Source organism: Aeromonas sp. ZOR0002, assembly GCF_963866995.1.
GTDB lineage: Bacteria > Pseudomonadota > Gammaproteobacteria > Enterobacterales > Aeromonadaceae > Aeromonas > Aeromonas caviae.
Window position 1 is genome coordinate 16,347 of record NZ_CAWMFQ010000016.1, and the last position, 26,521, is coordinate 42,867.

24 protein-coding genes are annotated in these 26,521 nt (G+C 62.9%); 9 read left to right on the forward strand and 15 right to left on the reverse strand.

Features of this window, described 5'->3' with window-relative positions; all coding sequences use genetic code 11:
* The first annotated feature begins 202 nt into the window (after positions 1-202).
* From AACR77_RS01020 to AACR77_RS01035, 4 genes are all read left to right on the forward strand, one after another.
* Positions 203-781, forward strand: a complete 579-nt coding sequence (locus AACR77_RS01020; protein WP_042879238.1) for a PhnA domain-containing protein — start codon at positions 203-205, stop codon at positions 779-781.
* A gap of 524 nt (positions 782-1,305) precedes the next feature.
* Positions 1,306-1,941 carry a LysE family translocator gene (locus tag AACR77_RS01025; protein WP_042879240.1) on the forward strand — a complete coding sequence of 212 codons (636 nt, stop codon included), beginning with the start codon at positions 1,306-1,308 and terminating at the stop codon, positions 1,939-1,941.
* 123 nt (positions 1,942-2,064) lie between these two features.
* Complete coding sequence (locus AACR77_RS01030; RefSeq protein WP_039040737.1) at positions 2,065-2,268, forward strand: hypothetical protein; 204 nt, start codon at positions 2,065-2,067, stop codon at positions 2,266-2,268.
* Positions 2,269-2,388: 120 nt separating this feature from the next.
* Entirely contained in the window at positions 2,389-2,979 is a 591-nt protein-coding gene (locus AACR77_RS01035) for a hypothetical protein (protein ID WP_042879276.1), read from the forward strand.
* 68 nt (positions 2,980-3,047) lie between these two features.
* On the opposite strand, the gene AACR77_RS01040 is transcribed toward AACR77_RS01035, so the two are convergent.
* The 5 genes from AACR77_RS01040 to xapA form a co-directional block, all read right to left on the reverse strand.
* On the reverse strand, positions 3,048-3,539 hold the full coding sequence (locus AACR77_RS01040) for a SixA phosphatase family protein (protein ID WP_042879242.1): 492 nt from the start codon (positions 3,537-3,539) through the stop codon (positions 3,048-3,050).
* Positions 3,540-3,577: 38 nt separating this feature from the next.
* Positions 3,578-4,492, reverse strand: a complete 915-nt coding sequence (locus AACR77_RS01045) for a DMT family transporter (RefSeq protein ID WP_042879244.1) — start codon at positions 4,490-4,492, stop codon at positions 3,578-3,580.
* 47 nt (positions 4,493-4,539) lie between these two features.
* On the reverse strand, positions 4,540-5,346 hold the full coding sequence (gene deoC / locus AACR77_RS01050; protein ID WP_042879246.1) for a deoxyribose-phosphate aldolase: 807 nt from the start codon (positions 5,344-5,346) through the stop codon (positions 4,540-4,542).
* Between the two features lie 62 nt (positions 5,347-5,408).
* Positions 5,409-6,668: a NupC/NupG family nucleoside CNT transporter gene (locus AACR77_RS01055; protein ID WP_042879248.1), complete on the reverse strand. Its 1,260-nt coding sequence runs from the start codon at positions 6,666-6,668 to the stop codon at positions 5,409-5,411.
* 25 nt (positions 6,669-6,693) lie between these two features.
* On the reverse strand, positions 6,694-7,521 hold the full coding sequence (xapA, locus tag AACR77_RS01060) for a xanthosine phosphorylase (protein ID WP_042879251.1): 828 nt from the start codon (positions 7,519-7,521) through the stop codon (positions 6,694-6,696).
* Positions 7,522-7,829: 308 nt separating this feature from the next.
* Between xapA and AACR77_RS01065 the strand changes: the two genes are divergently transcribed.
* Entirely contained in the window at positions 7,830-8,768 is a 939-nt protein-coding gene (locus AACR77_RS01065; RefSeq protein WP_042863915.1) for a LysR family transcriptional regulator, read from the forward strand.
* 45 nt (positions 8,769-8,813) lie between these two features.
* Here the strand turns inward: AACR77_RS01065 and AACR77_RS01070 are convergent, their stop codons facing one another.
* From AACR77_RS01070 to cmoM, 8 genes are all read right to left on the reverse strand, one after another.
* On the reverse strand, positions 8,814-9,122 hold the full coding sequence (locus tag AACR77_RS01070; RefSeq protein ID WP_042879252.1) for a putative quinol monooxygenase: 309 nt from the start codon (positions 9,120-9,122) through the stop codon (positions 8,814-8,816).
* A 263-nt stretch (positions 9,123-9,385) separates the two neighbouring features.
* Positions 9,386-9,871, reverse strand: coding sequence for a GNAT family N-acetyltransferase (locus AACR77_RS01075; protein WP_042879254.1), 486 nt, complete (start codon positions 9,869-9,871; stop codon positions 9,386-9,388).
* A 16-nt stretch (positions 9,872-9,887) separates the two neighbouring features.
* On the reverse strand, positions 9,888-10,361 hold the full coding sequence (locus tag AACR77_RS01080) for a cupin domain-containing protein (RefSeq protein WP_041215097.1): 474 nt from the start codon (positions 10,359-10,361) through the stop codon (positions 9,888-9,890).
* Between the two features lie 287 nt (positions 10,362-10,648).
* Complete coding sequence (locus AACR77_RS01085) at positions 10,649-11,035, reverse strand: septal ring lytic transglycosylase RlpA family protein (protein WP_042017161.1); 387 nt, start codon at positions 11,033-11,035, stop codon at positions 10,649-10,651.
* A gap of 149 nt (positions 11,036-11,184) precedes the next feature.
* Positions 11,185-15,612 (reverse strand): chromosome partition protein MukB, encoded by a 4,428-nt coding sequence (gene mukB / locus AACR77_RS01090; protein ID WP_042879256.1) that lies wholly within the window; start codon positions 15,610-15,612, stop codon positions 11,185-11,187.
* Between the two features lie 45 nt (positions 15,613-15,657).
* Positions 15,658-16,395: a chromosome partition protein MukE gene (mukE, locus tag AACR77_RS01095; RefSeq protein ID WP_029314572.1), complete on the reverse strand. Its 738-nt coding sequence runs from the start codon at positions 16,393-16,395 to the stop codon at positions 15,658-15,660.
* Complete coding sequence (gene mukF, locus AACR77_RS01100; RefSeq protein WP_042863922.1) at positions 16,376-17,695, reverse strand: chromosome partition protein MukF; 1,320 nt, start codon at positions 17,693-17,695, stop codon at positions 16,376-16,378. Before mukF ends, mukE begins: the two co-directional genes overlap by 20 nt.
* A gap of 114 nt (positions 17,696-17,809) precedes the next feature.
* The gene (gene cmoM / locus AACR77_RS01105) at positions 17,810-18,586 is read right to left on the reverse strand and encodes a tRNA uridine 5-oxyacetic acid(34) methyltransferase CmoM (protein WP_042879258.1); all 777 of its coding nucleotides are present in this window, start codon (positions 18,584-18,586) and stop codon (positions 17,810-17,812) included.
* Between the two features lie 128 nt (positions 18,587-18,714).
* On the opposite strand from cmoM, the gene elyC reads away from it, so the two are divergent.
* The 4 genes from elyC to AACR77_RS01125 all read left to right on the forward strand — a co-directional run bounded on the left by elyC (position 18,715) and on the right by AACR77_RS01125 (position 24,070).
* Complete coding sequence (gene elyC / locus AACR77_RS01110) at positions 18,715-19,500, forward strand: envelope biogenesis factor ElyC (protein ID WP_041211480.1); 786 nt, start codon at positions 18,715-18,717, stop codon at positions 19,498-19,500.
* Positions 19,501-19,635: 135 nt separating this feature from the next.
* Positions 19,636-20,391: a triose-phosphate isomerase gene (gene tpiA / locus AACR77_RS01115; RefSeq protein WP_042879260.1), complete on the forward strand. Its 756-nt coding sequence runs from the start codon at positions 19,636-19,638 to the stop codon at positions 20,389-20,391.
* Between the two features lie 143 nt (positions 20,392-20,534).
* The gene (gene pfkA / locus AACR77_RS01120; RefSeq protein WP_010674852.1) at positions 20,535-21,506 is read left to right on the forward strand and encodes a 6-phosphofructokinase; all 972 of its coding nucleotides are present in this window, start codon (positions 20,535-20,537) and stop codon (positions 21,504-21,506) included.
* Between the two features lie 1,307 nt (positions 21,507-22,813).
* Positions 22,814-24,070 (forward strand): amidohydrolase, encoded by a 1,257-nt coding sequence (locus AACR77_RS01125; protein ID WP_042879262.1) that lies wholly within the window; start codon positions 22,814-22,816, stop codon positions 24,068-24,070.
* A gap of 69 nt (positions 24,071-24,139) precedes the next feature.
* Here AACR77_RS01125 and yjjG read toward each other — a convergent pair whose 3' ends face one another.
* Complete coding sequence (gene yjjG / locus AACR77_RS01130; protein ID WP_042879264.1) at positions 24,140-24,820, reverse strand: pyrimidine 5'-nucleotidase; 681 nt, start codon at positions 24,818-24,820, stop codon at positions 24,140-24,142.
* 33 nt (positions 24,821-24,853) lie between these two features.
* Positions 24,854-26,338, reverse strand: a complete 1,485-nt coding sequence (locus AACR77_RS01135; RefSeq protein ID WP_042879266.1) for a M17 family metallopeptidase — start codon at positions 26,336-26,338, stop codon at positions 24,854-24,856.
* Positions 26,339-26,521 lie beyond the last annotated feature (183 nt).

Below are 26,521 nucleotides of genomic sequence, written 5' to 3' on the forward strand. Positions count from 1 at the left end.
CCATCCTCCCTGCCCTACACCTTAATCCCCGCCTTGTAATGGTTGCTGCACAGGTGTAGCACATCACATCCCCTGTCCAAATACCCCTACATTGTGTATACTAGCAGCCTTCGGACGGTGATAATCGTCCTAACATTTATTCCGATAATCGACCGACGCATCTACGTAAGTCACTGTATTCATTCAAATAAGAGACATCCCATTGAACATCAATGCCATCCTGCAAGCCCGTGCAAACGCCAAATGCGAGCTGTGTGGCGCAGAACATGCGCTGACTGCCTTCCCGGTGCCGCACTCCCCCGCCAGCGACGACGACCACAGCGTGGCCCTCTGCGCCACCTGTCGCGGCCAGCTGGAGCAGCCGGACACCACGGAGGTGAACCACTGGCGCTGCCTGGGTGACAGCATGTGGAGCCAGGTGCCGGCGGTGCAGGTGATGGCCTGGCGCCAGTTGAAGGCCCTCGTCGCCCGGGGCGAGCTCTGGGCCCAGGACATGCTGGACATGATGTACATGGAAGACGAAGTCAAGGCCTGGGCAGACGCCGGCGTGACCAGCGACGATGACGACAGCGTACCGACCGTCGACTCCAATGGTGCCGTGCTGGTGGAAGGGGACTCCGTCACCCTGATCAAGGATCTGGACGTCAAGGGCGCCGGCTTCACCGCCAAGCGCGGCACCCTGGTCAAAGGCATCCGCCTGACCAACAACCCGCTGCACATCGAGGGCAAGGTCAACGGCATGCAGATCGTGCTGGTGGCCGCCTACCTGAAGAAGGCCTGATACCGACCCCTTCAAGCCAGAAGCGCCCCCCGGGGGCGCTTTTTTGTTACCCCTGTTTCCTGCCGTTCGGGTGGCACCCGCGAGAAACTGGACTATTCTGCAAACCAGTTCCGCGGTATGCCCCCTCCCCTGGCCGCCAGTGCGCCAACGGAGAGGGCCTTCCCGGCACGCATGGAAAGACCCCGGGCACCCTGATCCCCATGGCGCCCACGAGACCAAGGAGCCGCCCCATGGCCAGCAAGAAAGAGATCAAGAAGAAGATCGCCGCCCGCCAGGCGAAAATCGCCAAGCACGAAGGCAAGATCAAGAAGCTGAAAAAAGCTCTGAAATAGGGGCTGACAACCATTAAAACCGCCTGATGGCGGTTTTTTTTATACATATCCTTGCCTATTGCATTTCCAGCCGCAGACCATGCTGCACCGGATTGCCCTCCCCTGAATCCTTTTCGGGGCCGGGAGAGACGCCGCTGGACGACTCGTCAGAGAGGCTGGCATCATGCCAGCTTTGACGCCAAGGACGTGCTCATGAACCCCAATACCTGGATGCTGTTTGCGCTGGCCTATCTGCTGGCGACCCTGACCCCTGGCCCCAATGTGCTGCTGGTGGTCAAGAACGGTCTGCAACACGGCTGGCGCGCCGCCCTTGTCAGCATCCTCGGCAACCTGGGGTGCCAGGCCATCCTCATCGGTCTGGTCGCCATGGGGGTAGGGGCCCTGCTGCAAACCCTGCCTCCCCTCTTTGTCGCCCTCAAGCTGGCGGGGGGTGGCTACCTGGTGTATCTGGGCTACAAGGCGCTGCGCGCGGCCAATATCGGTGCCCAAGGGCTCTCTCCCTCCACCGCGCGGGGACGCACCAGAACCACCCTCTCCTTGCTGCGAGAAGCCTTTCTGGTCTCCGCCAGCAACCCCAAGACCATCGTCTTCCTCTGCGCCCTGCTGCCCCAGTTCCTCGATCACCAGAGTCCGCTGACGCTGCAGTTCATCACCATGTACCTGACCATCTGCGCCATCGTCAGCCTGGTGCATCTGTGCTATGTCGCTCTGGCCAGGCGCGCCGGTCGCTACTTCAAGCCAGGTCGCGGCGAGCGCCTCGTTGGCCGCATCACCGGCGGGCTCTTCATCACCCTGGGCGGCGCCATCCTGCTCAGTGGTCGTCCCTGATCCCTGTGCCTCACCGCTGCTGACATTATCTGCACCATCGGCGCCGCTTGGGCGCCGCAGATCCCGGCTACCGGGGCTAGAGTTGTAGGCGTGTCTGTATATGAGCCTGCGGTGGAGCGCCATATGTATTCCTACACCCTCACCTTCCGGGAGGAGGCCGACAAGCTGACGGCCCCCGAACACGAGATCCGCCTGCAAAGCCCGGCACAGGCCGGTGATTTCATCATTCTCTCCGATGGCAGTCGCCATCAGGTGATGTTCGTCACCCACCGCGCCCACTACAGCAGCCTCTACCTCGACAAGGGGGTCCGCATCCCCCAGAGCTGACGCAGACATCCTCTTTCGCTCCCTCCTGCTATGGTGAGAGAGGGCTACACTCGCCAACGCAAACCCCTTGCCGCCCAGGGAGCAGCAAGCCCGAATGACCCATTGCCAGAGGTATTGATCATGTTCAGACAGACCGCGCTCATCCTGACCCTCACCCTGTTGGGCAGCGCCCAGGTTCACGCCATCAACCACAAATACGCCGAGCAGCTGGAACGCTCCGGCTGCACCCAGGTGACCGAAGCCCAGGGCTGCGATATTCACAAGAGCAAGGCGGAAAACGCCAAGGCAGGATTTGGCACCGCCGCCCCGGCCGCCGACGGCGGATTGAACATGAGCTATGAGCAGAAGCTGGAGCGCTCAGGCTGTACCCAGGTGAGCGAGCTCAACGGCTGTGACATCAACAAGAGCAAGGCCGAGAACGCCGCCGCCGGATTTGGCGCCGCCCCCGCAGCGGCCAGCGCCAGCCCCTACACCGGCAACTGGGTCGCCACCTTCCCCGAGACGGGCGCCACGGTCGCGAACATCCGCATCGATGACAAGGATCAAGTGTGGGTCAACGACAAGCAGGTCAGTGCCAGGAAATCCGACGGGGCCCTGGTGTTCAAGGAGGGCATGGTCATCTACACCATCCAGGGGGATCGCCGCCTCAAGGGAGAAGATGGCTGGGTCGACAACGACGCGGGCACCAAGGGGCCCATCGCAGCCAAATGACCCCATCGCCATCCCGACAAGGGGAGCCGCGGCTCCCCTTGTCGTTTCTGCCTGCAACCGACGCCCCCCTACCTCTTCTTCGGGAAGTCCAGCACGGCCACCACCGGCGAGCAGGACGGGAGCGCCGACCAGGAGGGGGCGTCGAAGATGAAGCGGGCGACGGCGCAGGTCGGCATGCGAGTGATACCGGAGGAAAAGCCATGAGCCAGGTCGGTGAAGGCAGGATCATGGCCTACCAGCAGTACGCAGGCGAGATCATCTGAAAGCGCCCCCACCACCCCGAGAAGGGTCCCGGCATCGCTCTCGTAGAGGCCCTCGTCGATGGCGATGCGGTTCGGGGAATAACCCAGCTCTGCGGCAAGCAGCCGGGCGGTTGTCAGGGCCCGGCAGGCGGGACTCGAGAGGATGAGATCGGGCTTCACCCCCAGGTGCGCCAGGCGAGCCCCCATCAGGGGCGCATCGCGCAGCCCGCGCGCCGCCAGCGGACGAGCGCGGTCAGACAAAGATGCGTCCTCCCAGCTCGACTTGCCATGACGTACCAGGATCAGGGTTCTTCTCATGACGCACTCTCTGGTTGATAAGGGCGACAGGCAGCCCCTCAGACCGCCCCACGTTTGCCAGCATGAAGGGGCAGCAGCACCATGACCACCATGGTCAGCAGCACACCTCCTACCCCCCAGCCTACCTGTTCCCAGTGTACTGTCTCCCCGGTCAGCATGCCGGTGAGCAGCACCATCACCGGGATGAGGTAGGTATAGGCTGACACCTGTTCCGGTTGCAGCGCCACGCTTCCCTGCTGGAACAACAAGAAGCTCAGCGCCGTGGCAAAGAGAGCCAGATAGCCAAGTCCCAGCCCCACCGGCAGGGAGACCCGGCTCCAGTCGGTTTCAAGCAATCTGGGCAGCGCCACCGGGGTGAGCAGCACAGTGGCGCAGATGAGGGTCCAGCCGGTCAGGTGGAGGAAGGACTCCCCCCGGTAGCAGCGCTTGATCAGGATGGGGTTGAGGGCCATGGCCACGCAGCCGAGCAGGTAGATGCGATTGCCGGGAGTGAGGCTGAGGTTCGCCACCAATCCCAGATCGCCGCGAAAGATGATGAGGGCCGCAGCCACCATGCCCCCCAGCAGGGCCAGCCCCATTCTCCAGCCGATGGCGCGGCGCAAGATCACCATGCCGGCCAGGGCGCTGATCAGCGGCACCGTGGTGTAGAGTGCGCTGGCATCGAGGGCACTGGTCTCCTGCAATGCCACGAACATGGCGACGAAGTAGCAGAGGGCCGGCAACGAAATGAGGGTGTAGCGCCCCAGATCCCGCAGGGAAGGCTGCACCAGCCCCCCCTGATACCCCAGCACCCCGACGAAAATGAGGGAGGCCAGCAGGTAGCGCGCCCAGGTGACCACCAGCGGGTCCAGCACCGCGGTGAGGGCGCTGCCGATGGGAAACGAGAGGCTGATGAGCAGGGTGAACAGCAACACCTTGCCGTGGGCCTTTGCAACATGGGGACGTGAAGACATGGGATACACCTGTCAGCAAGGGCGCCCGCAGGCGCCGACGGAAGAGATCAATAACCGTGGTCGGTCGCAGGGGACAGCTTGCCCTCGCCCAGGGTTGCCAGCAACTGGCCAAGCAGGCTGGAAGCACCGAAACGAAACCGCTCGGCCACCAGCCACTCCTCGCCAAAGAGTGCGGCCGCCATGGCGAGATACTCCGCCGCCTCCCGTGCGCTTTTCACCCCGCCCGCCGCCTTGAACCCCACCCGGTGCTGCGCACCGCACTCGGCGATGGCCGCCAGCATGGTGCGGCACGCCGCCGGGGTGGCATTGACCGCCACCTTGCCGGTGGAAGTCTTGATGAAGTCGGCACCCTCTTCAATGGCAAGCAGGGAGGCCGCGCGGATAAGCGCAGGCTCCTGCAGCTCGCCGGATTCGATGATCACCTTGAGCACCCGGGCGCCGCACAACGCCTTGCAGCCGCGCACCAGCGCCCGGGCGGGGGCCTCGTCCCCGGCCATCAAGGCACGCCAGGGGATCACCAGATCGATCTCGTCGGCGCCATCCGCGAGGGCGGCGCGGGTCTCGGCCAACACGGTTGCCAGATCATCGTCGCCGTGGGGGAAGTTGACCACGGTGGCAACCTTGACCTCGGGGGTGCCCTGAGCCGCCAGGGTGAGCCTGGCCAGCCCCACGAAGCGCGGGTAGATGCACACCGCAGCGGTGGTGCCGACAGGGGTCCGGGCCTGATGGCAGAGGGCGATGATGCGCGCGTCGTGGTCATCGTCGTTGAGGCTGGTGAGATCCATCAAGCGGATGGCCCGGATGGCCGCCTCTGTGGTGGCGCAGGCAGGTTTAAAAGCAGTCACGTCGTTCATAAATAGCTCCTGTCGGGATAAGAGAGGGGCGCCGCAGCGCCCCGAAACAAAGGGTGAGAGACTCAGGCGAGGGAGAAGAAGACACCAGCGATGGCGGCGCTCATCAGGTTGGAGCAGGTGGCCGCCAGCACGGTACGCAGACCGTAGCGGGCGATGAAGTCGGTGCGCGACGGGCAGAGGGTGCCGAGGCCACCGATCAGGATCCCCATGGAGGCCAGGTTGGCGAAGCCGCACAGAGCGAAGCTGATGATCACCTTGGACTTCTCCTCCAGCACCTGCAGACCGGCGGCGGTGACCGTGCTGGCGTCTTTCAGGTAGGGCGCCAGATCGCTGTAGGCCACGAACTCGTTCACCACCAGCTTCTTGCCGATCATGGCGCCGGCGATGCCGATGTCCGCCAGCGGTACCCCGAGCAGGAAGGCGAGCGGCGAGAAGATCCAGCCCAGGATGAGCTCGAGGGAGAGCGGCATGCCCACCATCTCCCCCACCCCGCCCAGCAGGGTGTTGACCAGGGTCACCAGACCAATCATGGCGATCAGCATGGCGCCGATGGCCGCCGCCAGCTTGAGGCCGCTGCTGGCCCCCTCGCCTGCCGCTGCCAGCACGTTCTCCGGCTTCTTGCCATCAAACTGGATGCTGTTGTCAAAGACGTAATCCGGCTGGCTGGTTTCGGGGATGATCAGCTTGGCAAACAGGATCCCGCCCGGCGCCGCCATGAAGGAGGCCGCCAGCAGGTACTGCATGTCCACTCCCATCATGGCGTAGCCCGCCAGCACGGTGCCGGAGACCGAGGCCATGCCGCCGCACATGACGGCGAAGAACTCCGAATCGCTCATCCTGGGCATGTAGGGTTTGACCACCAGCGGGGCCTCGCTCTGGCCGACGAAGACGTTGGCCACCGCCGACATGGATTCGGTCTGGGAGGTGCCAAGCAGCCGTGCCATGGCGCCACCGATGATGCGGATCACCACCTGCATGATGCCGAGGTAGTAGAGCACGGCGATGAGCGCCGAGAAGAAGACCACCAGGGGCAGCACGTTGAGGGCAAACACGAAGCCGATGCCGTCCACCGAGAAGTTGACCAGGTTGCCAAACAGGAAGTGGATCCCCGCCTTGCCGCTTGCCAGCACCGCCTCGACCCCGTGGGCCATCCCCTCCAGCGCCCGGCGTCCCAGCGGCACATAGAGCACCAGAGCGCCGATGGCGACCTGCAAGGCCAGCGCCAGCCCCACGGTGCGCAAGCGAATGGCCCTGCGGTTGGTCGATGCGAACACGGCGATGAGGATCAGCGCCGCCATACCGAGAAATCCTGCTGCAAACATATCTGACCTCCTGGTCGTTCCCTGCTTACTGGAAGTGGTGCTGGATGAAGGCGTTGATGAGGCGGATGAAGTCCGCTTCCGCCAGCTTGGCGCACTTGAGGGTCTGCTCGTGGGAGAGCTGCACATCCCCCAGCCCCTCCGCCATGTTGGTGATGGCGCAGATGGCCAGCACCGGCAGCGAGCAGTGGGCGGCGCTGACCACCTCGGGCACCACCGACATCCCCACCACGTCGCCCCCGATGATCTGCATCATGCGGATCTCGGCGGCGGTCTCGAAACAGGGGCCGCTGTAGGAGACGAACACTCCCTGATTGACGGCGATCCCCTCCCGCTCGGCCAGCGCCAGCGCCTCGCTGCGCAACCCCTTGTCATAGGCATTGGCCAGGCTGAAGAAGCGCGGGCCGTAGGCCTCGTCATTGACACCCGTCATGGGGGTGCCCGGCATGGTGTTGATGTGATCGTTGAAGATGACCAGGGAGCCGACCCCGATGCGCTCCGGGCGCAGCGAGCCGGCCGCATTGGTTACCAGCAGCAGCTCGCAGCCCAGGCGCTTGAAGGTGCGCACCGGGGTAGTCATCACCTTCATGGTTTCGTGTTCGTAGTAGTGGCCGCGCCCCTTCATGCAGACCACATCTACCCCGTGCAGCTTGCCGAGCACCAGCTCGCCACTGTGACCGGCCACCGTGCTGACCGGGAAGCCCTCCAGCTCCTCGTAGGGAATGGTGACCTTCTCTTCCAGCGCATCGGCCAGCACGCCGAGGCCGGAGCCCAGGATCATGGCGGCGCGGGGGGCAAACCCCGGCTTGCGGGCAAGAATGGTGGCGACGGCGTTGAGTACGGGATCGTGTTGCATGAGTTGTACCTCTTGAGGCTGTGAATGAGACATGACGCTCACTCTAGGGGAGGCATTGGACGACAAAAATCGCTAAAATCGGCCTGATTATCCCGATATACAACACAATGACCGACATAATGGGGTAATGACGCACCCGAAATGGCCCAAAAACCGCTGCTTCATGCCATTTCTCCTTCAAACGGGTCGCCGGAGGGGGAAAACCGGAGTGATGCGGATCGCGCTGTCAGGAGGGACCCGCCTCCCTGCCCCGCCATTCCCATGCCCAAACTTTGACGGCGATCTCACACCTCAAGCCTGGAGAGACCATGTTTCCGGACACCCAATGGCGCGATCGCGTCACCCTCAAGATGTTGCGTTACTTCCATGAAGTGGCCAGCCAGGGCCACTTCAGCCGGGCAGCCCTGCGGCTCAATGTCTCCAAATCGCCGCTCAGCGCCCAGATAAAGGAACTCGAATCCCTGCTGGGGGTGACCCTGTTTGAGCGCCACACCCGCCAGGTGAACCTGACCCCCACAGGGCGCCTGTTGCAGGCCGAATGCGATCGCCTGTTCGACGTGCTGGAGAGCGGCCTCAACCGGGTGGTGCAGGCAGGGCGCATGGAGCGCAACCAGATCCGCATCGGGCTGGTCAGCTCCATCTTCTGGGCCGGCTTTGGCGAGGTGATCCGCCAGTGTCACCAGCGCCACCCCGAGTGCGAGATCTCCTTCACCGAGCTCTCCCCCGAGCGCCAGAAGCAGGCGCTGGCCAGCAAGGAGATAGACATCGGCCTCGCCCGCTTCGCCGACACCCTCAACATCCACCCGCTGCAGGCCGAGACCGTCTATCGGGAGTCCATGGTGCTGGTGGTATCGGACGAGCATCCCCTGCGGGATCGCAAGCGGGTCTCCCTCCCTGAACTCGCCGCAGAGCCCTTCGTGCTGATGAGCCGCGCCAACTCCGCCTCCACGGATCTCATCATCAACGCCTGCCTGGTGGAGGGCTTTTACCCCCGCCTGCGTCAGGAGGTGGTGGAGCCCAATACCCTGATGGCAGTGGTGGCCACCAGCCAGCAGGTGGCCCTTGTGCCCGCGAGCTACGCCCGCCAGAAGTGGCCCCACGTGCGCTTCATCCGCCTCGAGCAGGGGATCCCCGCCGATCTCTGCGTGCTCCATGCTCCGCCCCTGGCCGGGCAGCCGACGACCACCGCCATCCGCCACTTCATCGACACCATGAGCGAGCAGATGAACCTGCCGGAGCGAGGCTGAAGGCAACAAGCCCGATGAGGGGATCATCGGGCTCTGCGGCAAGGATCAGGGGCTCACTTCTTCCATGAAGACAAGCCGAAGGGGTTCGGCCAGCAGCTCGTCCGCCTGGCGAGCGAAAGCCTGGAAATACGCGGTCTCACAGTGGGCATCCAGGGCGGCCTGACTCACGAAGGCTTCCCGCATGTAGAAGGTGCCGGGTTCATCCTTCAACTCGAACAGCACGTAATCGAGGTTGCCCGGCTCCTGGCGAGTGGGGTCAATCAAGGTAAGCAGGGCATCGCGAAGGCGCTCTCCCATGCCGTCACGGGCCTTGAGCACCGCGATCGATACCAGTTTGTCTGTCTCTTTTTTCATCCAGTTTTCTCCGTTGTACATCGTCAACACGCCAGAGAGTGCAACCTGGACAGCGATTTATACTGCCGGATGCCCCCCATCAGACGTTGCCCAGTGTAGGCAGGACGGTGGAGGCCATATAGGGGGGCAGAATGAACACTGTGTTCAACGGGGTGGATAACCACGCCGTGCACGGAGGAACAAACGAGCGGGAGGGATCATGCGCCAAGAGTGGCAACGGGACCCGCCAGGAGGCGGCACGGCTTGTGGCCCCCTGGTCCAGGCTAAGGGCCTGCAGACCAGCGCTCAACGTCAAGGCAATAGGTGGTGAAAGGGTGTTCGCCCAGGCGCGTTTTCCTCACCCAGATGGCCCGTCTGGCGAGGGATCGATAAGGCGGGCGGGTATCCAGCAAGTGAAAGAGGATCGTCCGATGGCCAAGCTCCCTCGCCCACCCCATCATCTCGTTGAAAATCGCCACGCCGCTTCCCCAGCCGGCCTTGGCGAGCACGATGGCAAGCTCCACCCCCTCGTCATCGGGCTGGATACCGCACCACCCCGCCAGGGTGCCGTCGAGGAAGATGGCTCGCACGCGACAACCTGGCCGGGCGTCGACTCCCAGCTTGTACGCCATCCAGTCGCGCACCCCGGCCACATCGAAAAGCGGATGAGGGATCAGGTGCTTTCGCAGCGTCTCATCGTTGAGCAGCGGCAGAAAATCCTCTGCCCTGACAGCAGAAAAGGGGCTGAACACCATGGAGGTCTCTCTCATTGCCCGAAGAGGCACCCTAGTAGGGGGTGCCATCCTTGTGTCTGGCTGACCAGGCGCCATCGGCACCCTGTACCAGGGCCAGATCGTCGTCGGGATAGTCGACGGTGTCCCCTGGCAGCCTGTCCCCCACCTCGAGATAGACGGCGTCCACCTCACCGTGGTTGAGCAACTGGTGGGCCAGGCCGCTGCCCCCCTTGAAGCCGATGCACTCCCCCGGCGACATCCGGTACTCCTCCTCCCCGTGGCGCAGGGTGGGATTGCCCGAGAGCACATAGACGAACTCGTCCTGCAGGCCGTGATGGTGCTTGAGCGCCGAGATGGCCCCCGGTGCCAGGGTCGTCAGATTGACCCCGAAATTGGCGAGGCCGAAATGATCCCCCAGCCTGCGCCGGGTGCGGTGCTTGACCAGGGAGGCAAAGGGCTCCGGATAGAGGGACTTTGCCTTGTGCTCGGGGATGGCCGTTGCCTGAATGGCGCGTTTGTCAGTCATGTTCTGATCCTCCCTGTGAATGACGTCTCTCTTTATAGCCTGCGCCTTAGCGACAAAACATGGGCAGGGGTTGAAGGGGTGTCTCGCACACCATGCCATGCCCGGTTGCCGCCAGATGGCAAAGACACCCTGTTTTTCGTTTGGCTATCTTAATGGCGCACCGGAAAATGGGAAGCCGCGTTGGCAACCTCACCAATGGAACAAAGAAGATGGCCCGCGATCACTGGGAAGCATCCTCTTCCAGCGGCCCGGGTATGGAGGGGCTCGGGCACATGCAGAACCGGCGACTAGAGCACCTCAATCCTGACCTTGATAAGCCCGGATCGGGGATTGCCGATGGCGCTGAACGCCGCCCTGGAGAGATCGATGATGCGCCCGCGGGGGAAGTTACCCCTGTCGTTGACCCGCACCACCACGCTCTTGTCGTTGGCGAGGTTGGTGACCCTCACCAGGGCGCCGAAGGGCAGTGTCATGTGGGCGGCGGTGTTGGCGTGGCGCTGGTAAGGCTCCCCGCTGGCGGTGCGCTTGTTGTGGTAGCGATCGGCGTAATAGGAGGCAAGCCCCGTCTGGGTATAGCCTCGCCAGTTGCCCGCACTGCCTGCATCAGGCTGGCTGCTGCAGGCTGCCAGCAGCAGGCACAGGGAGGCCAGCAGCCCTTTTTGTCGCGTCGTCATGCGTTGCTTCCTCGATGGGACAGAGCGACCAGCATCGCCAGTCGGGCTTCCGTTAACAGGGGCCTACTCTCTCACATTTCCCATGGAAAACGGGAGGCCCAGGCCTCCCGTTTGTGTGTTCACCCGTCAGCCCCTGTCAGGGGAAGATGTCAGGCGATGAGCTTGTCGTCGGCAAAGCCAAAGCCGCGCAGCCCCACCACATGCACGTGCTCGTGCTTGCCCTGCACCTTGCGGATGAGCTTGTAGGTGGTGCCCTTCTCGGGGCTGATGTTCTCCGGCGCCGCGATAAGCAGCTGCATGTCCTGGCGCTCGCACAGCTCGAACAGGGTGGCGATGGATTTGCCATCAAGCCGCGCCGCTTCGTCCAGGAACAACAAGCGGCAGGGAGCGATGTCCTTGCCGCGCAGACGGCGGGACTCCTCCTCCCAGCTGATCAGCACCATCAAGAGGATGGCCTGACCGGTGCCGATCGCCTCGCCGGTGGAGAGGGCGCCGCTCTCGGCACGCAGCCAGCCGTCAGCCCCGCGCTGCACCTCGATCTCCAGCTCCAGGTAGTTGCGATAATCCAGCAGCACGTCCCCCATCACCTGATAGTTGCGCTCCCCCTGCTCCACCTGCGGGTTGAGACGCTGGAAGAGCTTGGCCATGGCCTCGGAGAAGCTGAGCTCCTTGTCGGCGAAGAGATCGTTGTGCATGGCGCTCTGATCGGCGAGCGCGGTCAGGAGGCGAGTGTGGGCCTCGCGGATATTGACGTTGAGACGCACCCCGCGCACCAGACCGAAGGCGATGTTCTGCAGGCCCTGGTTCAATACCCGGATGCGGTTCTGCTCCCGGCGGATGATGTTGGTGATCTTGGCCGCCACCTCGTGGGAGGAGAGGGACAGATGGGTTTCCCGCTGCTTGAGCTCGTCGGCGAGGCGCGCCAGCTCGATCTCCATCTCCTCGATGGCTTCCACCGGATCGTCCGAGCGGATGATGTCGTTGCGGATGCGATCTTTCAGGTAACGGTAGACCTGCACGTAGAAGGCGACCTTCTGCTCGGTGCTGCGGTTGCCTTCCGACAGACGCAGCGCATCGCGCAGGGCCTCGTCGTGGGCCACCGCCACCCGCAGGGCGCCGAGGGCCTTGTCCGACATGGAGCGCAGCTCGTCGCTGTCAAGATAAGCCAGCTCGCGCTTGTTCAGACGCTTCTCGACGTCGGTCTCCCGTGCCAGACGCACCACCCGCGACCAGCTCGCCTTGTGACCCACCAGGGATTTGCGGGCGCTGTAGTAATCCTTGCCTTCCAGCTTGAGACGACCGCCAAGGGATTCGATTTCGCGCTTGCACACCTGCAACTGGGCCTCGGCGCTGGTGCGGCGGGTCCGGGTGCGGATAAGCAGCTCTTCAATCTCTTTCTTGTGGGCACGGGCCTTCTCTTCCATATCGTCAGAGAGGGTCAGCCCCATGGCCGCCAGCTCCTGCTCGAACTCCGCCAGGGTCTGCCCCTTGGCCGAGGCGCTGGAATCGAGCGCCGTGCGCAGTTGCAGCGCCTCGGTGTGGCGCTGGGTGATCTGCTTGTGCTGCTCACCGGCGGTGCGGGCGGCAAGCTCCGCCGCCTTGAGCTTCTCTTTGAGTCGCTCGCTCATCTCGGACGCCTTGCCCAGCAGGTCTTGCGCATCCTGATAGGCAAAGTGCGGCAGACGGGCCACCAGCTGATCGAGGGCGTAGCAGCGGCGTTTCTGCGCGGCCAGCAGGTCGCTCACCTCGTCAAAGGCCGCCTGCAGGGCAGCCAGATCCTGGGGATCCTGGCGCAGCACCTGCACCATGGTTTCCAGTTTTTCCAACGCCTTGCCGTGTTTGGCGATAAAGGCTTCGGCTGTTTTAAGCGCCTCCACGTCGGCGTGAGCCGCCTCGAGGCGGGCCGCCAGGTCTGCCTCGGCAAACAGGTGGGCAAAGGGCAGCATCCCCTGCACCAGCTGGATATGGCGGGTCAGCTGGGCGGCGGCCGCTTTGGCATCACTCAGCTGCTTGTCGCACTCGGCGATGGTTTCTTGCAGCTTGCGCTGCTCGGCCTGTTTGGCCTGCACCTCGGCTTCGGGGTCCGGGCGGAAGGCGATATCCAGATGCTGACCGATAAAGTCGCGGAAGTGACCGTAGAGGCGGTGGTACTTCTGCTGCTCGAAGGCGGCCTTGGCGTAACCCTCGATGAGCCCTTCGCGCTCAAGGTCGAGCTGCTCGATCCGTTTTTCCCGGGCGGCGCGGCCAAACAGCGGCAGCTCGGGGTAGCGGGAGAAGCGCACCTGACGCTTGCTGGTGCGCACCAGCACGGCGTCCCCCAGCTCGTCCGCTTCCACCAGATCCTCGTCAAAGGAGTCGGGGTTGCCCTGAATGAGGTAGATATCTTCCGGGCAATCTTCCAGCTTTTTCAGCCGCTCGATGGCGCCTTCGAGGTCGAGCACCACCAGGGCGCTGCGAGCCGGGCCGTAGAGTGCGGAGTAGTAAGGGGCATCATCGATGGAGATGTCGTCATAGACGTCCGAGAGCAGCACGCCCCCCACCTGCTCGGCGATGCGGGCAAGACGGGGATCCGCCTCGCCTGCACCCAGCTGCAGGTTGCGAATTTGCATCTCCAGCGCCTGTTTCTGGCCCTGAATGCGGTTGCTCTCCTGCTCGAACTCCCGCTCCTTGTCGAGCACGCTCTGCATGCCGGAAGAGAGTTCTTCGGCGGTGGCCAAGGCCAAGCCACTCTGCTCGCGCAGTTGCTCGAGTTTTTCAAAGGATTTGAGCCAGCGCGGGGCCAGCTTGGTCAGTTCCGCGATATCGCGGCCCAGCTGAGTGCCCTGATGCTCGAGGCTGGCGCGGCGCTGATTGGCCTCCGCCTGCTGCTCGGAGAGCTCCTCCTGGCGGGTGCGCTGGGCTTCGAGGAAGATCTCCAGCTCGTCCTGGCTGGCAATGTGCTGACCAGACGCCTGGGCCAGCTCGTCTCGCAGCCGCAAGAGGGTCTTCTGGCTTTCGCTCTCTTTCTCGAGGCGAGCCAGGGCGGCGCGCAGTCCTTGCCCCTGGGCAATGCGGGCCTTGTCTTCGATGTGGCGCTTGAGCAGCCCCTGCGCGGTGGGCCAGGCAGCCTCGCGCACTGTCTCGGGGGCGATGCTGAGCAGCAGCGCCAGCGCCGCTTCGTGTTCGGCCACCGCCGCCTTGGCCAGCGCCAACTGCTGCTCGGCCCCCAGCACGCGGCTGGTCAAGCTCTGCTCGGCTGCGCGGAACTGGTGCAGGGTGTCGCTCGCCTGCGCAGGCTCGAACCCCGGCAGCTCGCACTGCTCGCGGGCCGTCTCCAGCGCCTGCACCGCCTGACGGTACTGGATGGCGCGGGTCTGCTGGATATCGAGCGCCTGCTGATAGTCGGCGAGCTGGGTCTTGAGACTGTCCACCTCTGCCTGGGCCAGCTCCTTGCGCTCTTCCACTTCCAGCAACTGGCCGTGGATCTCTTCCACCACCGCCTGCTGCTGCTCCAGCTTGTCGTTGAGCTCCGCCAGATCGGCGCGATAGAGGGCAATCTTCTTTTGCAGCGCCACGGCCGCCATCACCTTGGCCAGGTGCTCGGCGGCGGATTCCAGCTCGTCGGTCAGCAGCTTCTCGCGGTTGGTGAGCTGATCCACCTCGTCCGCCAGATAGATGGCGCGCTGCTTCTCCTCGGCCAGCAGACGGCGTTTGCCGGCGAGCTCAGAGCGTGCCTTGAGGGCCAGCTCGGAGAGGCGGCTCTTCTCGGCAGCGCCCCGCACATACTCCGCGGCCACATAGTGGGTGGTCTCGGTGATCAGGTTCTTGAAGAGATCCCGCTGACCCTGGGTCTCCTTGATGGCTTCCAGGGTGCGGCGGTTCTCGTAGATGGCCGCCTCCATGTCCTGGAACGCCTTGCGCACCCCGGAGTTCTCCGGCAGCAGGTATTCACGCAAGGAGCGGCTGATGGAAGACGAAATACCGCCGTAGAGGGAGGCTTCGATCAGGCGATAGAACTTGCCGCGATCCTTTTGATCCCGCAGCTTCTTCGGGGTGATGCCGAACTCGAACATGAAGTTGTGATAATCGGTCACCGTATTGAACTTGGCGACCTTGATGGCGCCAAGCTCCGCTGCCGCCCCCTTCAGATCGGCGAAGGCACGTACCCGGCCCTTGCCGTCGTCGAGCTTCTCCAGCAGCAGATCCGTGGGCGCCAGGTGCTCGGGCACATCCACCAGGGCGAACGGGGTGATGTTGACCTTGTTGTCACGGTTGGCCACCTGTTCGAGGTGGACGCCAACCCAGATCCGCTGCTCGCGGCTGTTCATCACTTCCAGCAGCGAATAGCAGTGGCCACGCTGCAGCTTGCCGTAAAGCCCCTTGTCGCGGGAGGCACTGCTGGAACCCGCTTCCGTGGTATTACGGAAGTGAAGCAGTGACTGGTCGGGAATGAGGGCCGCGATAAAGGCCGCCATGGTGGTGGACTTGCCCGCGCCGTTGCCGCCGGACAGGGTCGTGACCAGCTGGTCGAGATCGAAGGTGCGGGCGAAGAAGCCGTTCCAGTTGACCATGGTCAGGGATTTGAATTTGCCTCTCACGCCACACTCTCCATCAAACCGGCAGACACCATCAGTGCCGGCACATTAACGTTGCAGATCATCTTCCACCTCCAGCTCCAGTTGCTCTTCGTCCAGATCCTCTTCGATATCCTCGAACAGGGAATCGCTGCTCGGCATCTCGTCGTCGTGGAAAATGGCCTCCCCTTCCTGGATCATCCGCAGTTGCACCGCGCGGGGATCCTCGTCGGAGCGCACATCGGCGGCGAAGCGGAACACGGATTCGTTGACCCGGAATTTGTCGCTGTTGCCAAGGGGGGTGATCATCCCGAGGCGCTTGAGGCGACGCATGGAGGTGCGGATCTTCTCGAGGAGCTTCTTCTTGTCCAGATCCGTGCCGCCGGAGCGGCTGTTGACCATGCGCAGCAGTTGCTTCTCGTCCGCCAGACTCAGCACCTCTTCTTGCAGCTCGCCCATGGCGAACACCCCTTCAGAGGCGAGCCTGTCCGGGCTCAGGAACAGGTAGCAGAGCACCTTGCCCACCAGCATATCGAGCTCGGATAGCACTGTTGTTCCGATGTCGGCGCTCGGGCGCGGACGCAGGTAGAAGAAGCCTTCCGGCGCCTTGATGAGTTCCACCTGATAGCGCCCGTAGAAGATCTCCAGCTCCTGGTGGTACTCCACCAGGGCCGAGTGCTGCTCGAATTCGTCGGCACTGATGTGGCGACCGGAGCGCAGGGCGGTGTCGATGCGCGGAAACAAGGGGTTGGCGATGGCCTCTGCGAGCCGCAGGGGCAAGGGGAATTCAGTATTGATCGATGACATAGGCCTGAACCTTGGATCCAGCTTGGTTGATGGGTTTCCATGCGGGTTGGCGGTGGTGCTCGCGCTCACCGCTGGCATGGCCGAGACGCACGGCCTGATCGATCAGGAGGCGCGCCACGTCGAAGTGGGCATGAGCCGGGTAGTCCAGCAGGTATTCCCGCAGCACGTCGGCAAGATCCAGCCGATCTCCCTGCTCCGGGTAGCGGGCCAGGTAGCGCTCGATGCGCTCCGCCAGCTCCTGGTTGATGTCCACCATCTCCACGTACTCCATCTCGAGGGGCACCTCGCCGGTCACCTCCTCGTCGTGGATGGCGATGGTTTCATCCCGCAGCTCCAGCAAACGGGGCTCTTCGGCCACCCGCAACAACCAGCTGTGCTGCTCGAAGTTGCGGATGGATTCCCGCAGCCGCTGGCTGAAGGCGCGGTTCTTGTCCATGTCGATGGCGTTGCGGATGAACTTGTGGACGTGCCTGTCATAACGGGACCAGAGCTCGATGCACTGCTGGCCCCAGGCGGTGATGACATCCAGACGCCCCTGCAGGGCGTGGGTCAGCTCCTCGACGTGGAATAGATCCTCACGCCCCTGGGCCGCTTCCTGAATGTTGAGCAGCCCCGCCTGCAGGCGGTGGCCGGCGGCGTCCAGGGTGTCCTGCAACTCGCGCAGGGTCTGGCCGGTCTCGTGCAGGAGCTTCTCGCAGCTGTGGATGGCATCGACCCAGTTCTGGGTCAGCAGGGCCGCGATCTCGCTCTTGACCTGGTTTTGCTGCTCGTCCATGGCGCGCTGGGTGAGATCGATGCGCCCGAGCGTCTCTTCCAGGGAGAAGGAGAGGCGCGGCAGCACCTCGGCGTCCCACTGCTCCCGGGTGTTGGTCTCGAGCGCCGCCTTGCGGGCGGTGTCGAGCTCGGCCGCCAGGTGCTCGAGCAGGATGGAGAGCTTGATGGAGTCCACCTGGCGCTGATCCATGAAGAAATCGACGATGCTCATGCCAAGGCGCGACAGGCGGTAGAGGCTCTCGCCCGCCACCATGTCGGTGGTGAAACGCGACAGCAGTTGCTGGCGAATGAGATCGTTGATGGCGTTGTTGGCGCGACCGGTGAGGGTCTCGTCCATCTGGCCGAAGGCACTGCTGACATAGCCAAAGGCATCGTGCAGCGCGGCCTCAGAGAGATCAGACTCGTCCTCGGAGAGCGTCTTGATCGCTATCAGAAAGGCCAGCCTGTCGGTGGGGAGGTTCAGCGCCAACCCCTCCTGTCTGACCCATCCCACCGTCTCTGGCAGGGTACGGGATGTACTCATCATGACGTTATCATCTCGTTGTTATAGTCGGCAGGTCTTCGCCCGCCGTGGTGATATAGGCCGGGGTCGGTGGCGCCCCGGCGGCTGGATCCCGCATCGTATTCACGCCGGTGTGTCTCAACCGGCCGGTTTCTGGGCCATCACATGGATGTAGCGCCCCAGGGAAACAAAGGGCTCCTGGCGGCAATATTGCTGCTCCATGGCCAGCAGGTCCTCGAACTTCTCGACCTGATCCTGCTTGTGGCGCATGTAGTCGTGGATGACGCGCACCCCGGTCTTGCCGATGATCCGCAATCCCCCCCGGCCTATCCAGTCATAGACCTGCTCCGGCAACTGGGGATTGGTGGGCGTCAGGGCTGTCTGGCGTTTCTTGCGAAGGCCCAGGCGCACATAGTCGAAATTACCCACCACCAGGCTCTGGAACAGGAGGCCGTGACGATTGTAAAAAAGCAGCGACAGTATGCCCCCAGCCTTGACGAAAGGGAACAGACCCAGCAAGGTCTGGCGCGGCTCGGCGAGCCACTCCAGTACCGCGTGACAGAGCACCAGATCGAAGGTGCCGGTCACCTGGCGCTTGAGATCCTGAATGGGGCAATGGATGAGACGAATTCTGTCTTCCAGCCCCTTCTCGGCGATCTGCTCCCGGGCCAGATCCAGCATTTCTGCCGACAAATCGCACAGCTCCACCTGATGGCCCATGGCCGCCAGTTTCTGGGCGAAGTAGCCAAAGCCGCCGCCGGCATCCAGGATGCGCAGCGGCCGGTTGCCCAGGCGCGCCAGGCAGGCTTCGATGTCACTCCAGACAATGGTGGTGCGAATGCGCCCCTTGGTGGAGTCGTAAATGTTGCGAGCGAACTTGTCCGCGCGCCCGTCAAAACTCTGATCTTGCTTCAAGACACACTCATCTTCGACCGCCCCGCCATGAGGGCCGCAGGAGGAACCACACAGGATTGGGCCACAGGAAAAAAGAGGGGTATTCTGTCACATCCCGAATTTGCTGAAAACTCAAGGACGTGTCTGTCGTGTTCGAGCTCAACTTCTTTGTCATCAAGAAATGGCTGGGCCATCTGCTGATGCCGCTCCCCTTCTCTCTCTCCTTGTTGGTGCTGGCGCTCGTGCTGCTCTGGTTCACCCGCTTTCAAAAAAGCGGCAGGCTGCTGGCGACCCTCTCCTTGGTGATCATCGCCCTGATGGGGACGCGGCCGGTGAGCTACGAGCTGGCCCGCAGCCTGGAGCAGACCTATCCCCCCTTCGAGGTGAGCCTGCATCCTGACATCCAGGCCATCGTCGTGCTGGGCAACGGTCATGTGAGCGATCCGGCCATCCCAGAGCGCGCCTGGCAAAACAACATCTCCCTGGCGCGCACCCTGGAAGGGGTTCGCCTGGCCCTGGCCTATCCAGAGGCCGAGCTGGTCTTCTCCGGCGCCGTGGCCGGGGATCCCCTGTCGAACGCCGAGGTCAACGCCCGCATGGCAGCCAGCCTTGGCATCCCGCGTGCGCGCATGACGTTGTTTGAAAACAACAAAGACACCCATGACGAGGCGGTCAGCATCGCCGCCCACCTCAACGGCAAGCGGGTGGCGCTGGTGAGTTCGGCCACCCACCTGCCCCGGGCCATGGCCCTCTATCGCAGTCAGGGACTCGATGCGGTGCCGGCTCCCACCGATTACACCGCCAAGCAGAGTCAGGAGCCACAACCCCTCTACAGCTACCTCCCCAAGGGACGTTATCTGATGTATTCCGAGGCTGCCATTCACGAGTGGATTGGGGTATGGTGGGCCCGTTTGCGTGGGCAGGTTACCGAGTGAGCAATCGCGCCTTGCATTCCTGATTTGGATCAGGAAAGCGAAAAAAAATTACGTCATTTGCCGCCGGGTCAGCTATCTTGGGCTCGGTTCAATTCATATAATGTTGCGCAATCAAATGCCTAGGAGATATAGAAGATGAGACAGCACCTGGTAATGGGTAACTGGAAACTGAACGGCACCAAGGCTTCTGTAGAAGCCCTGATCAAAGGACTGACCCCGGCCGCTGCCGCTCATCCTTCCGTGCAAGTGGCCGTCTGCCCGCCGGTTATCTTTTTGGGTCTGGTTGAACAGCTGACCGCTGGCAGCAAGATCGCCTACGGTGCCCAGAACGCCGACGTTCACGAGTCCGGCGCCTTCACCGGCGAAAACGCCCCCTCCATGCTCAAAGCCTTCGGCTGCACCTACTCCCTGGTCGGCCACAGCGAGCGTCGTACCCTGCACGCAGAGACCGACGACGTGGTGGCTGCCAAGTACGAAGCCATCCAGAAGGGCGGCCTGATCCCCGTGCTGTGCATCGGTGAAACCCTGGCCCAGTTCGAAGCCGGTACCACCAACCAGGTGGTCGAGACCCAGCTCAAGGCCGTGATCGATCGCTGCGGTATCGCCTCCTTCGAGAACGCCGTCATCGCTTACGAGCCGGTATGGGCCATCGGTACCGGCAAGACTGCCACCCCGGAAATCGCTCAGGCCGTTCACGCCCACATCCGTCAATACCTGGCCGGTTTTGATGCAGCCGTGGCTGCCAAGGTACAGATCCTGTACGGCGGCTCCGTGACTGGCGCCACCGCTGCCGACCTGTTCGGCCAGCCGGACATCGACGGTGGCCTGGTGGGTGGCGCGTCCCTGAAAGTGGACGACTTCTCCCAGATCATCGCTGGCGCCGCCAAGTAAGCGCCAAGCAAAGAGGGGCCCCGCCCCTCTTTGCATATCGCTTTCCTATGGACCCTCTCGCCATAGGAAAGCCGATATAGTAAAAGCGGCCAGCCGTATTTTTCAGAATCTTGATTTTCGACAACTCAGATCCAGAGGCACTCATGACCAAACAAATCAAACGTATTGGTGTTTTGACCAGTGGTGGTGACGCACCGGGTATGAACGCAGCCATCCGCGCCGTGGTGCGCGCCGGTCTGCATCATGGCCTGGAAGTTTACGGCATCTATGATGGCTACCTCGGTCTGCACCAGGACCGTATCGTCAAGCTCGAGCGTCACAGCGTCTCCGACGTCGTGAACCGTGGCGGTACATTCCTCGGCTCCGCCCGTTTCCCCGCCTTCAAGGATCCGAAAGTCCGTGCCGAAGCGGTCGAAAACCTGAAGAAACACGGCATCGATGCCCTGGTGGTCATCGGCGGGGACGGCTCCTACATGGGTGCCAAGAAGCTGACCGAAGAGGGCTTCCCCTGCATCGGCCTGCCGGGCACCATCGACAACGACATCGCCGGTACCGACTTCACCATCGGCTTTGACACCGCCCTGAACGTGGTCGTGGACGCCATTGACCGCCTGCGCGACACCTGCAGCTCCCACCACCGCATCTCCGTGGTCGAGATCATGGGCCGCCACTGCGGCGATCTGGCCATGTCTGCCGCCGTTGCCGGTGGTGCCGAGTACGTGATCGTGCCGGAAGTGGCCTTCGACAAGGAGAAGCTGCTGCAACAGATCAAGGAAGGGGAAGCCAAGGGCAAGAAGCACGCCATCATCACCATCTGCGAGCACGTCACCGACGTCAACGCCCTGGCGAAAGACATCGAGGCCATGACCGGCCGCGAAACCCGCGCCACCATCCTGGGTCACATCCAGCGTGGCGGTTCTCCCACTGCCCGTGACCGTATCATGTCCAGCCGCATGGGTGCCTTCGCCGTCGAGCAACTGCTGGCGGGCCAGGGTGGCCGCTGCGTCGGCATTCAGGGCAACGAGATGGTGCACCACGACATCATCGACTGCATCGAGAACCTGAAGCGCCCGTTCAACCAGGAGCTGTACGATCTCTCCACCACCCTGTTCTAAGGGCTGTGGTCTGACAAAAAACCCTCCTCTGGAGGGTTTTTTTATGCGGGCTCCTCACTCCCTCCTCCCTCTGCGGGGGCCCGACTATCCACTGGCCACTGTCGCCATCTCTTACCCCTTGCCCGGCGGCCCTGAGCCTCTGACCCCACGACCTTCTCCTTTACTTCTTTCCCCCGCTTTTCTGCTTGCTCACCTTGTTCGCGACGGGTCTGGATAAAGGCCTTGGTGCCGCAGAGCCACGGCCCTGCGCCAGGCCTCCCCTGCCCTTCATCCCATCACACTGGCGCCATATAACAAACCGGGTGGGCCGACGATATCGCCCGCTTCCCCTGCGCGCGGGCCCAGTGGCTCGTCCCCCCAAGAAAACAGCGAAAAACGGGGCTTCCGACCACCCAAGGCCCCATGAAGATCGCCCCCCATTTTCCCGCCTTCCCCCCTTTCCTTCCATGCTCCTTTGACGGCCGTTTTGTCGTTTTTTCGTACTCTTTTTACTCCCATCCTGTTTGGGATGAGCAGAAAATTGAGGCTTCATCGGATAACCCTGGCTGGCAACAGCCTTGCAGACTGGGGTTGGGACACAGGTCGTGAGAAAACATGACATGGGATGACAAAACCTGGCTGACAACCACCAACCTCCCTATGGCGACATCAATCGGCGCATCCCGCAGGCCATTTTGCTGATGAAAAATGGAGATCACCACAAAGACCCCAATCGAAACCATCAAGAAGAGAGTCACAAAAACAACATAACTCGATGTATTTAAAGGATTTATATGTATCCACTTTCACTGACATCACCATAAAACCCTTTCCAGGACAAAAAACGCCCTTAAACTTGGGAAAATGCAGTAGTATTTCACTGGCAAACCATTTTCGCCTCATAATTACATTTTTCGTTGTTTTATCGTTCTGTTGTGGTATCTTGGTTCCATCATGAGCCAACCAAGGGAGATAAAATCATGAAAGAGTTCGTAGTTACCGCCGTTTTCACCGTGTTTTTCACTCTGGTTGCCGTCTCCATGCCGTCGCTGGCACAGCTCTAAGTCGGTCAATCAGTCATCTGCCACCTCTGCACCAGAGGGGTGGTTCAAAAAACAGACTGCAACATGGGTTTTTGACGTGCTCTGGCAAAGGATGATGCCAAGCCATCATTGAGTGCGATCTGCGCACACAAAACGACCTCGTCGACATCCATGCCATCTTTCAAGGGGAGCCCGGGCTCCCCTTGTCGCATCTCCCTCTGCGGGATTTACTCTTGCCCCCCTGCCCGTCACAATGGCCGCTGGATTTGCCACGCAGGAACCACCATGACTCAGGATGCCTTGCGCCACTGGCGCCGCGACCTTCATCGTCACCCCGAAGCCGCCTGGTGTGAATTTCGCACCACCACCCTCATCGCCCAACACCTCAGTGAACTCGGTTTCTCCATCATGCTGGGGGATCAACTGCTCGCCAGCACCCTCATCATGGGACGGGAAATAGACGTCGAGGCCCAGAAGGCCCGTGCCCTGCACCAGGGGGCGCATCCGGAGTGGCTGACGCGGATCGACGCACTCACCGGCGTGATGGGACTCTGGGAGAGCGGGCGCCCCGGCCCCACCCTGGCGTTTCGCTTCGATATCGATGCGGTGGAGGTCGAAGAGAGCCAGGAGGCGTCACACCAGCCCGGCCAGGGAGGCTGGCACTCCGCTAACCCGGGCTGGATGCACGCCTGTGCCCACGATGGTCACACCGCCATCGGGCTGGTGCTGGCCGAGCGGATCGCGGCCCTCGCCGATCGCCTCACTGGCCGCATCAAGCTCTTCTTCCAGCCGGCTGAAGAGGGCTGCCGAGGCGGCAAGGCGCTCGCGGCAGGGGGGCAGCTCGACGATGTGGACGCCCTGCTAGCACTGCACATCGGCATTCACGCGAACAGTGGTGAGCTGGTGGTCAACCCCACCGAGTTTCTCTGCTCAACCAAATTCGACGTGGAGTTCATGGGGCAAGCCGCCCATGCGGGGCTCGAGCCCAACGCGGGCCACAATGCCCTGGCGGCGGCCTGCATGGCCACCACCGCCATGCTCGGCATTCCCCGCCATCGGGACGGCATGACCCGCATCAACGTGGGGCAGCTCAACGGCGGCAGTGGACGCAACGTCATCCCGGGCCATGCCCGCCTGATGGGGGAGACCCGTGGCGCGACGCCCGCCCTCAACGACTACATGTTCAATCAGGTGCAGCAGATTGTGGAGGGGGCGGCCCTGATGCAGGGCGCGACCTACCACATCCGCAAACAGGGGGAAGCGATCGGCATCGAGAACAGCCCAGCCCTCATCGAGGAAATCGTGCCTCTCGCAGAGGGGATCTCCCTTGATACCATCCACACCCGCCGCTTCGGGGCCAGCGAGGATGCCGGTTTCCTCATCGAGCGGGTACAGCAGCACGGCGGCGAAGCCGCCTATCTCATCCTGGGAGCCAACCTCGCGGCCCCCCACCATCATCCGGAGTTCGACTTCGACGAAGCCGTGCTGGCCCCCGGAGTGGCCTTGCTGGAGGCCTGGCTGCTCGCCCGCCTCGGCCGCTAGCAGACGCCGGATGCAAACAAGGCAGCCCATGGGCTGCCTTGTTTTTTACATCCTTGCGGACATGGGGACCTACTCTCCCAGCACGATCGCGCAGAGATGGGCGAAGTGGTGGATCTCGTGGGTCGCCTCGCACGGGACTGTCTCCCGCCCCGGGTTGTACCAGCAGGTGGCAAGCCCCTGGGCGGCGGCACCGGCGATGTCGGTCTTGGGATTGTCCCCCACCATCAACACCCGCGCCGGGCTCGGCTGACCCATCTGCGCCAGGGCATGCTGGAAGATGGCCGCCGCCGGCTTGGTCACCTGCACCTCGTCAGAGATAACGAGAGGCTCAAACCAGCTGTTCCAGCCCAGTTTGTCGAGGCGCCCGCGCTGGGGCAGGCTGAAGCCGTTGGTGATGATCCCCATTCTGACCTTGCTCTTCAGGGCCTGCAGGGTCTCCTCCACCCCCTCCAGCGGCACGCTCAGGGCGATGATCTGCTGCAGGAAGGTCTCGTTCATCGCCATGGGCGCCACGTTGACCTGCTCGGCAAAGAGCGAAAAACGGGTCTGCTGCAGGTGGGTGGCGTCAATCTCCCCTGAGTTGTACTGCTGCCAGAGCCGCTGGTTGAGGGCATGGTACTCCGCCATCTTGGGGGGAGTCGGCGCCACGCCGTAGATCTGCAGGGTCCGCTCCAGCGCCCTGGCGACCGGAAAATCGAGCAGGGTTTCGTCCAGATCGAACAGCACCCAGTCATAGCTTGCTTGTTTCACGCTTGTCCTTATTGATTGTGCTTGGCCACGTTGTCATGCGTCGGGCGCACCCATCCCCAGAGGGCTGTCGAGCAGGGTCAGGGTCAGCCTGACACCAAAGCCGGTTACCTCGCTGCCCACCACGCCATTGCCCCCCTTGTTGCGAAAACCACTCAGGTCGAGGTGCAACCAGGGAAGCTCGGCGGGCACGAAGCGCGTGAGAAAACGGGCGGCATCGATGTGATCCGGGGAGGCGCCCGGCGCGCACTGTAACAGATCGGCCCACTCGCTATCGAGGTTGTCATCGTAATCCTCGTCCAGGGGGAAGGGCCAGACTCGTTCCCCGCTCTGCTGGCCCAGCGCTATCAGCGTGGTGAGCCACTCGGGGCGGTTGGTGAAGGCGCCGCTGTAACGGCTGCCGAGCGCCCGTTTGCAGGCGCCAGTCAGGGTGGCGTAGTCGATCAGCAAGTCGGGTTTGTCCCCGGCCGCCAGGGTCAGGGCATCCGCCAGCACCATGCGACCCTCGGCGTCGGTGTCCACCACTTCGATGGTGGTACCGTTGAGGGCGGTCACCACCTCACCGGGCCGGAAGGCCTGCGGGCCGATGTGGTTCTCGGCGATGGCGAGCCAGCAGTGCACCTCAACGGGGAGTTTCGCCCGGCTGATGGCCAGCAGCGTGCCAAGGGCCACCGCGCTGCCCCCCATGTCCAGGTGCATGCCATACATGCTGCCACCGACTTTCAGGTTGTAGCCACCGGAGTCGTGGCAGATCCCCTTGCCCACCAGCGCGACGCGGCGCATCGGGTTGGCCGGACAGTAACTGAGCCTGACGATGGCGGCCTGACCGTCCGCCGAACCACGGGCCACCGCCAGGAAGGCGCCAGCCCCCTTCTGTGCCAGGGTCGTCTCATCAAACTCCTGCCACAGCCACCCCTCCTGCTGCGCCAGCTCCCGGGCATAGGCCCGGTAATGACGGGCATTGAGCTCGGACGCTGGCAGCACTGCCAGGTGGCGAGCCAGACCGTTGCCTTCGGTTTCTGCGCTCAGGCGGGCCATGTCCAGCTCGCAAGGGGGGGAAAGTTGCAACTGCTGATAACCCGATCTTGTCGCCTCACTCCGTTTCTGGGTCGGCAGGGTCACATCGGCGGCGAGCAGGCAGGCGAGCACCACCCTTGCCAGTTGGGCGCGATGCTCATCGTCAAAGCCCTCCAGATGGAGCGCCAGGTGCGTCGCCTTGAGGCCCGCCAGCGAGCCCACCCAGCTGCGCACCTGCTTATAGAGCCGATGATCCAGGACCGGGCGGGCATCCATGAAGATCACCCGTTGCAGCCCCTGACTGTCGTCAAGGGAATAGGGGGCCTTCTGACCCAGGGCTATCTGGGTTGCCACGGCGGCAAAGGGAGGCGTCGCCAGCAGGGTATCGCGCGCTGAGTCGGCAATGAGCAGGAGTTTGACGGCAGCCGGCCCTGCCATTACTTCGGCGAGGGAGGTGCTCTGCATCGTGATTTGGGGAGAAGAATAGCTAAAAGGGGTCATCACAGGGTGCGGCCTCATCCATGAACAGAAAGCAGGATGATACCGAACAAATGGCGAGAGGGATCGGAAAAACACACATTATTGTGTGCAAGCAACAGATGCTGGAGGTAATCAGAGAGGTAATTCAGAAGAAAAGCAGTCAGAAGTTGGTTGCGGGGGCCGGATTTGAACCGACGACCTTCGGGT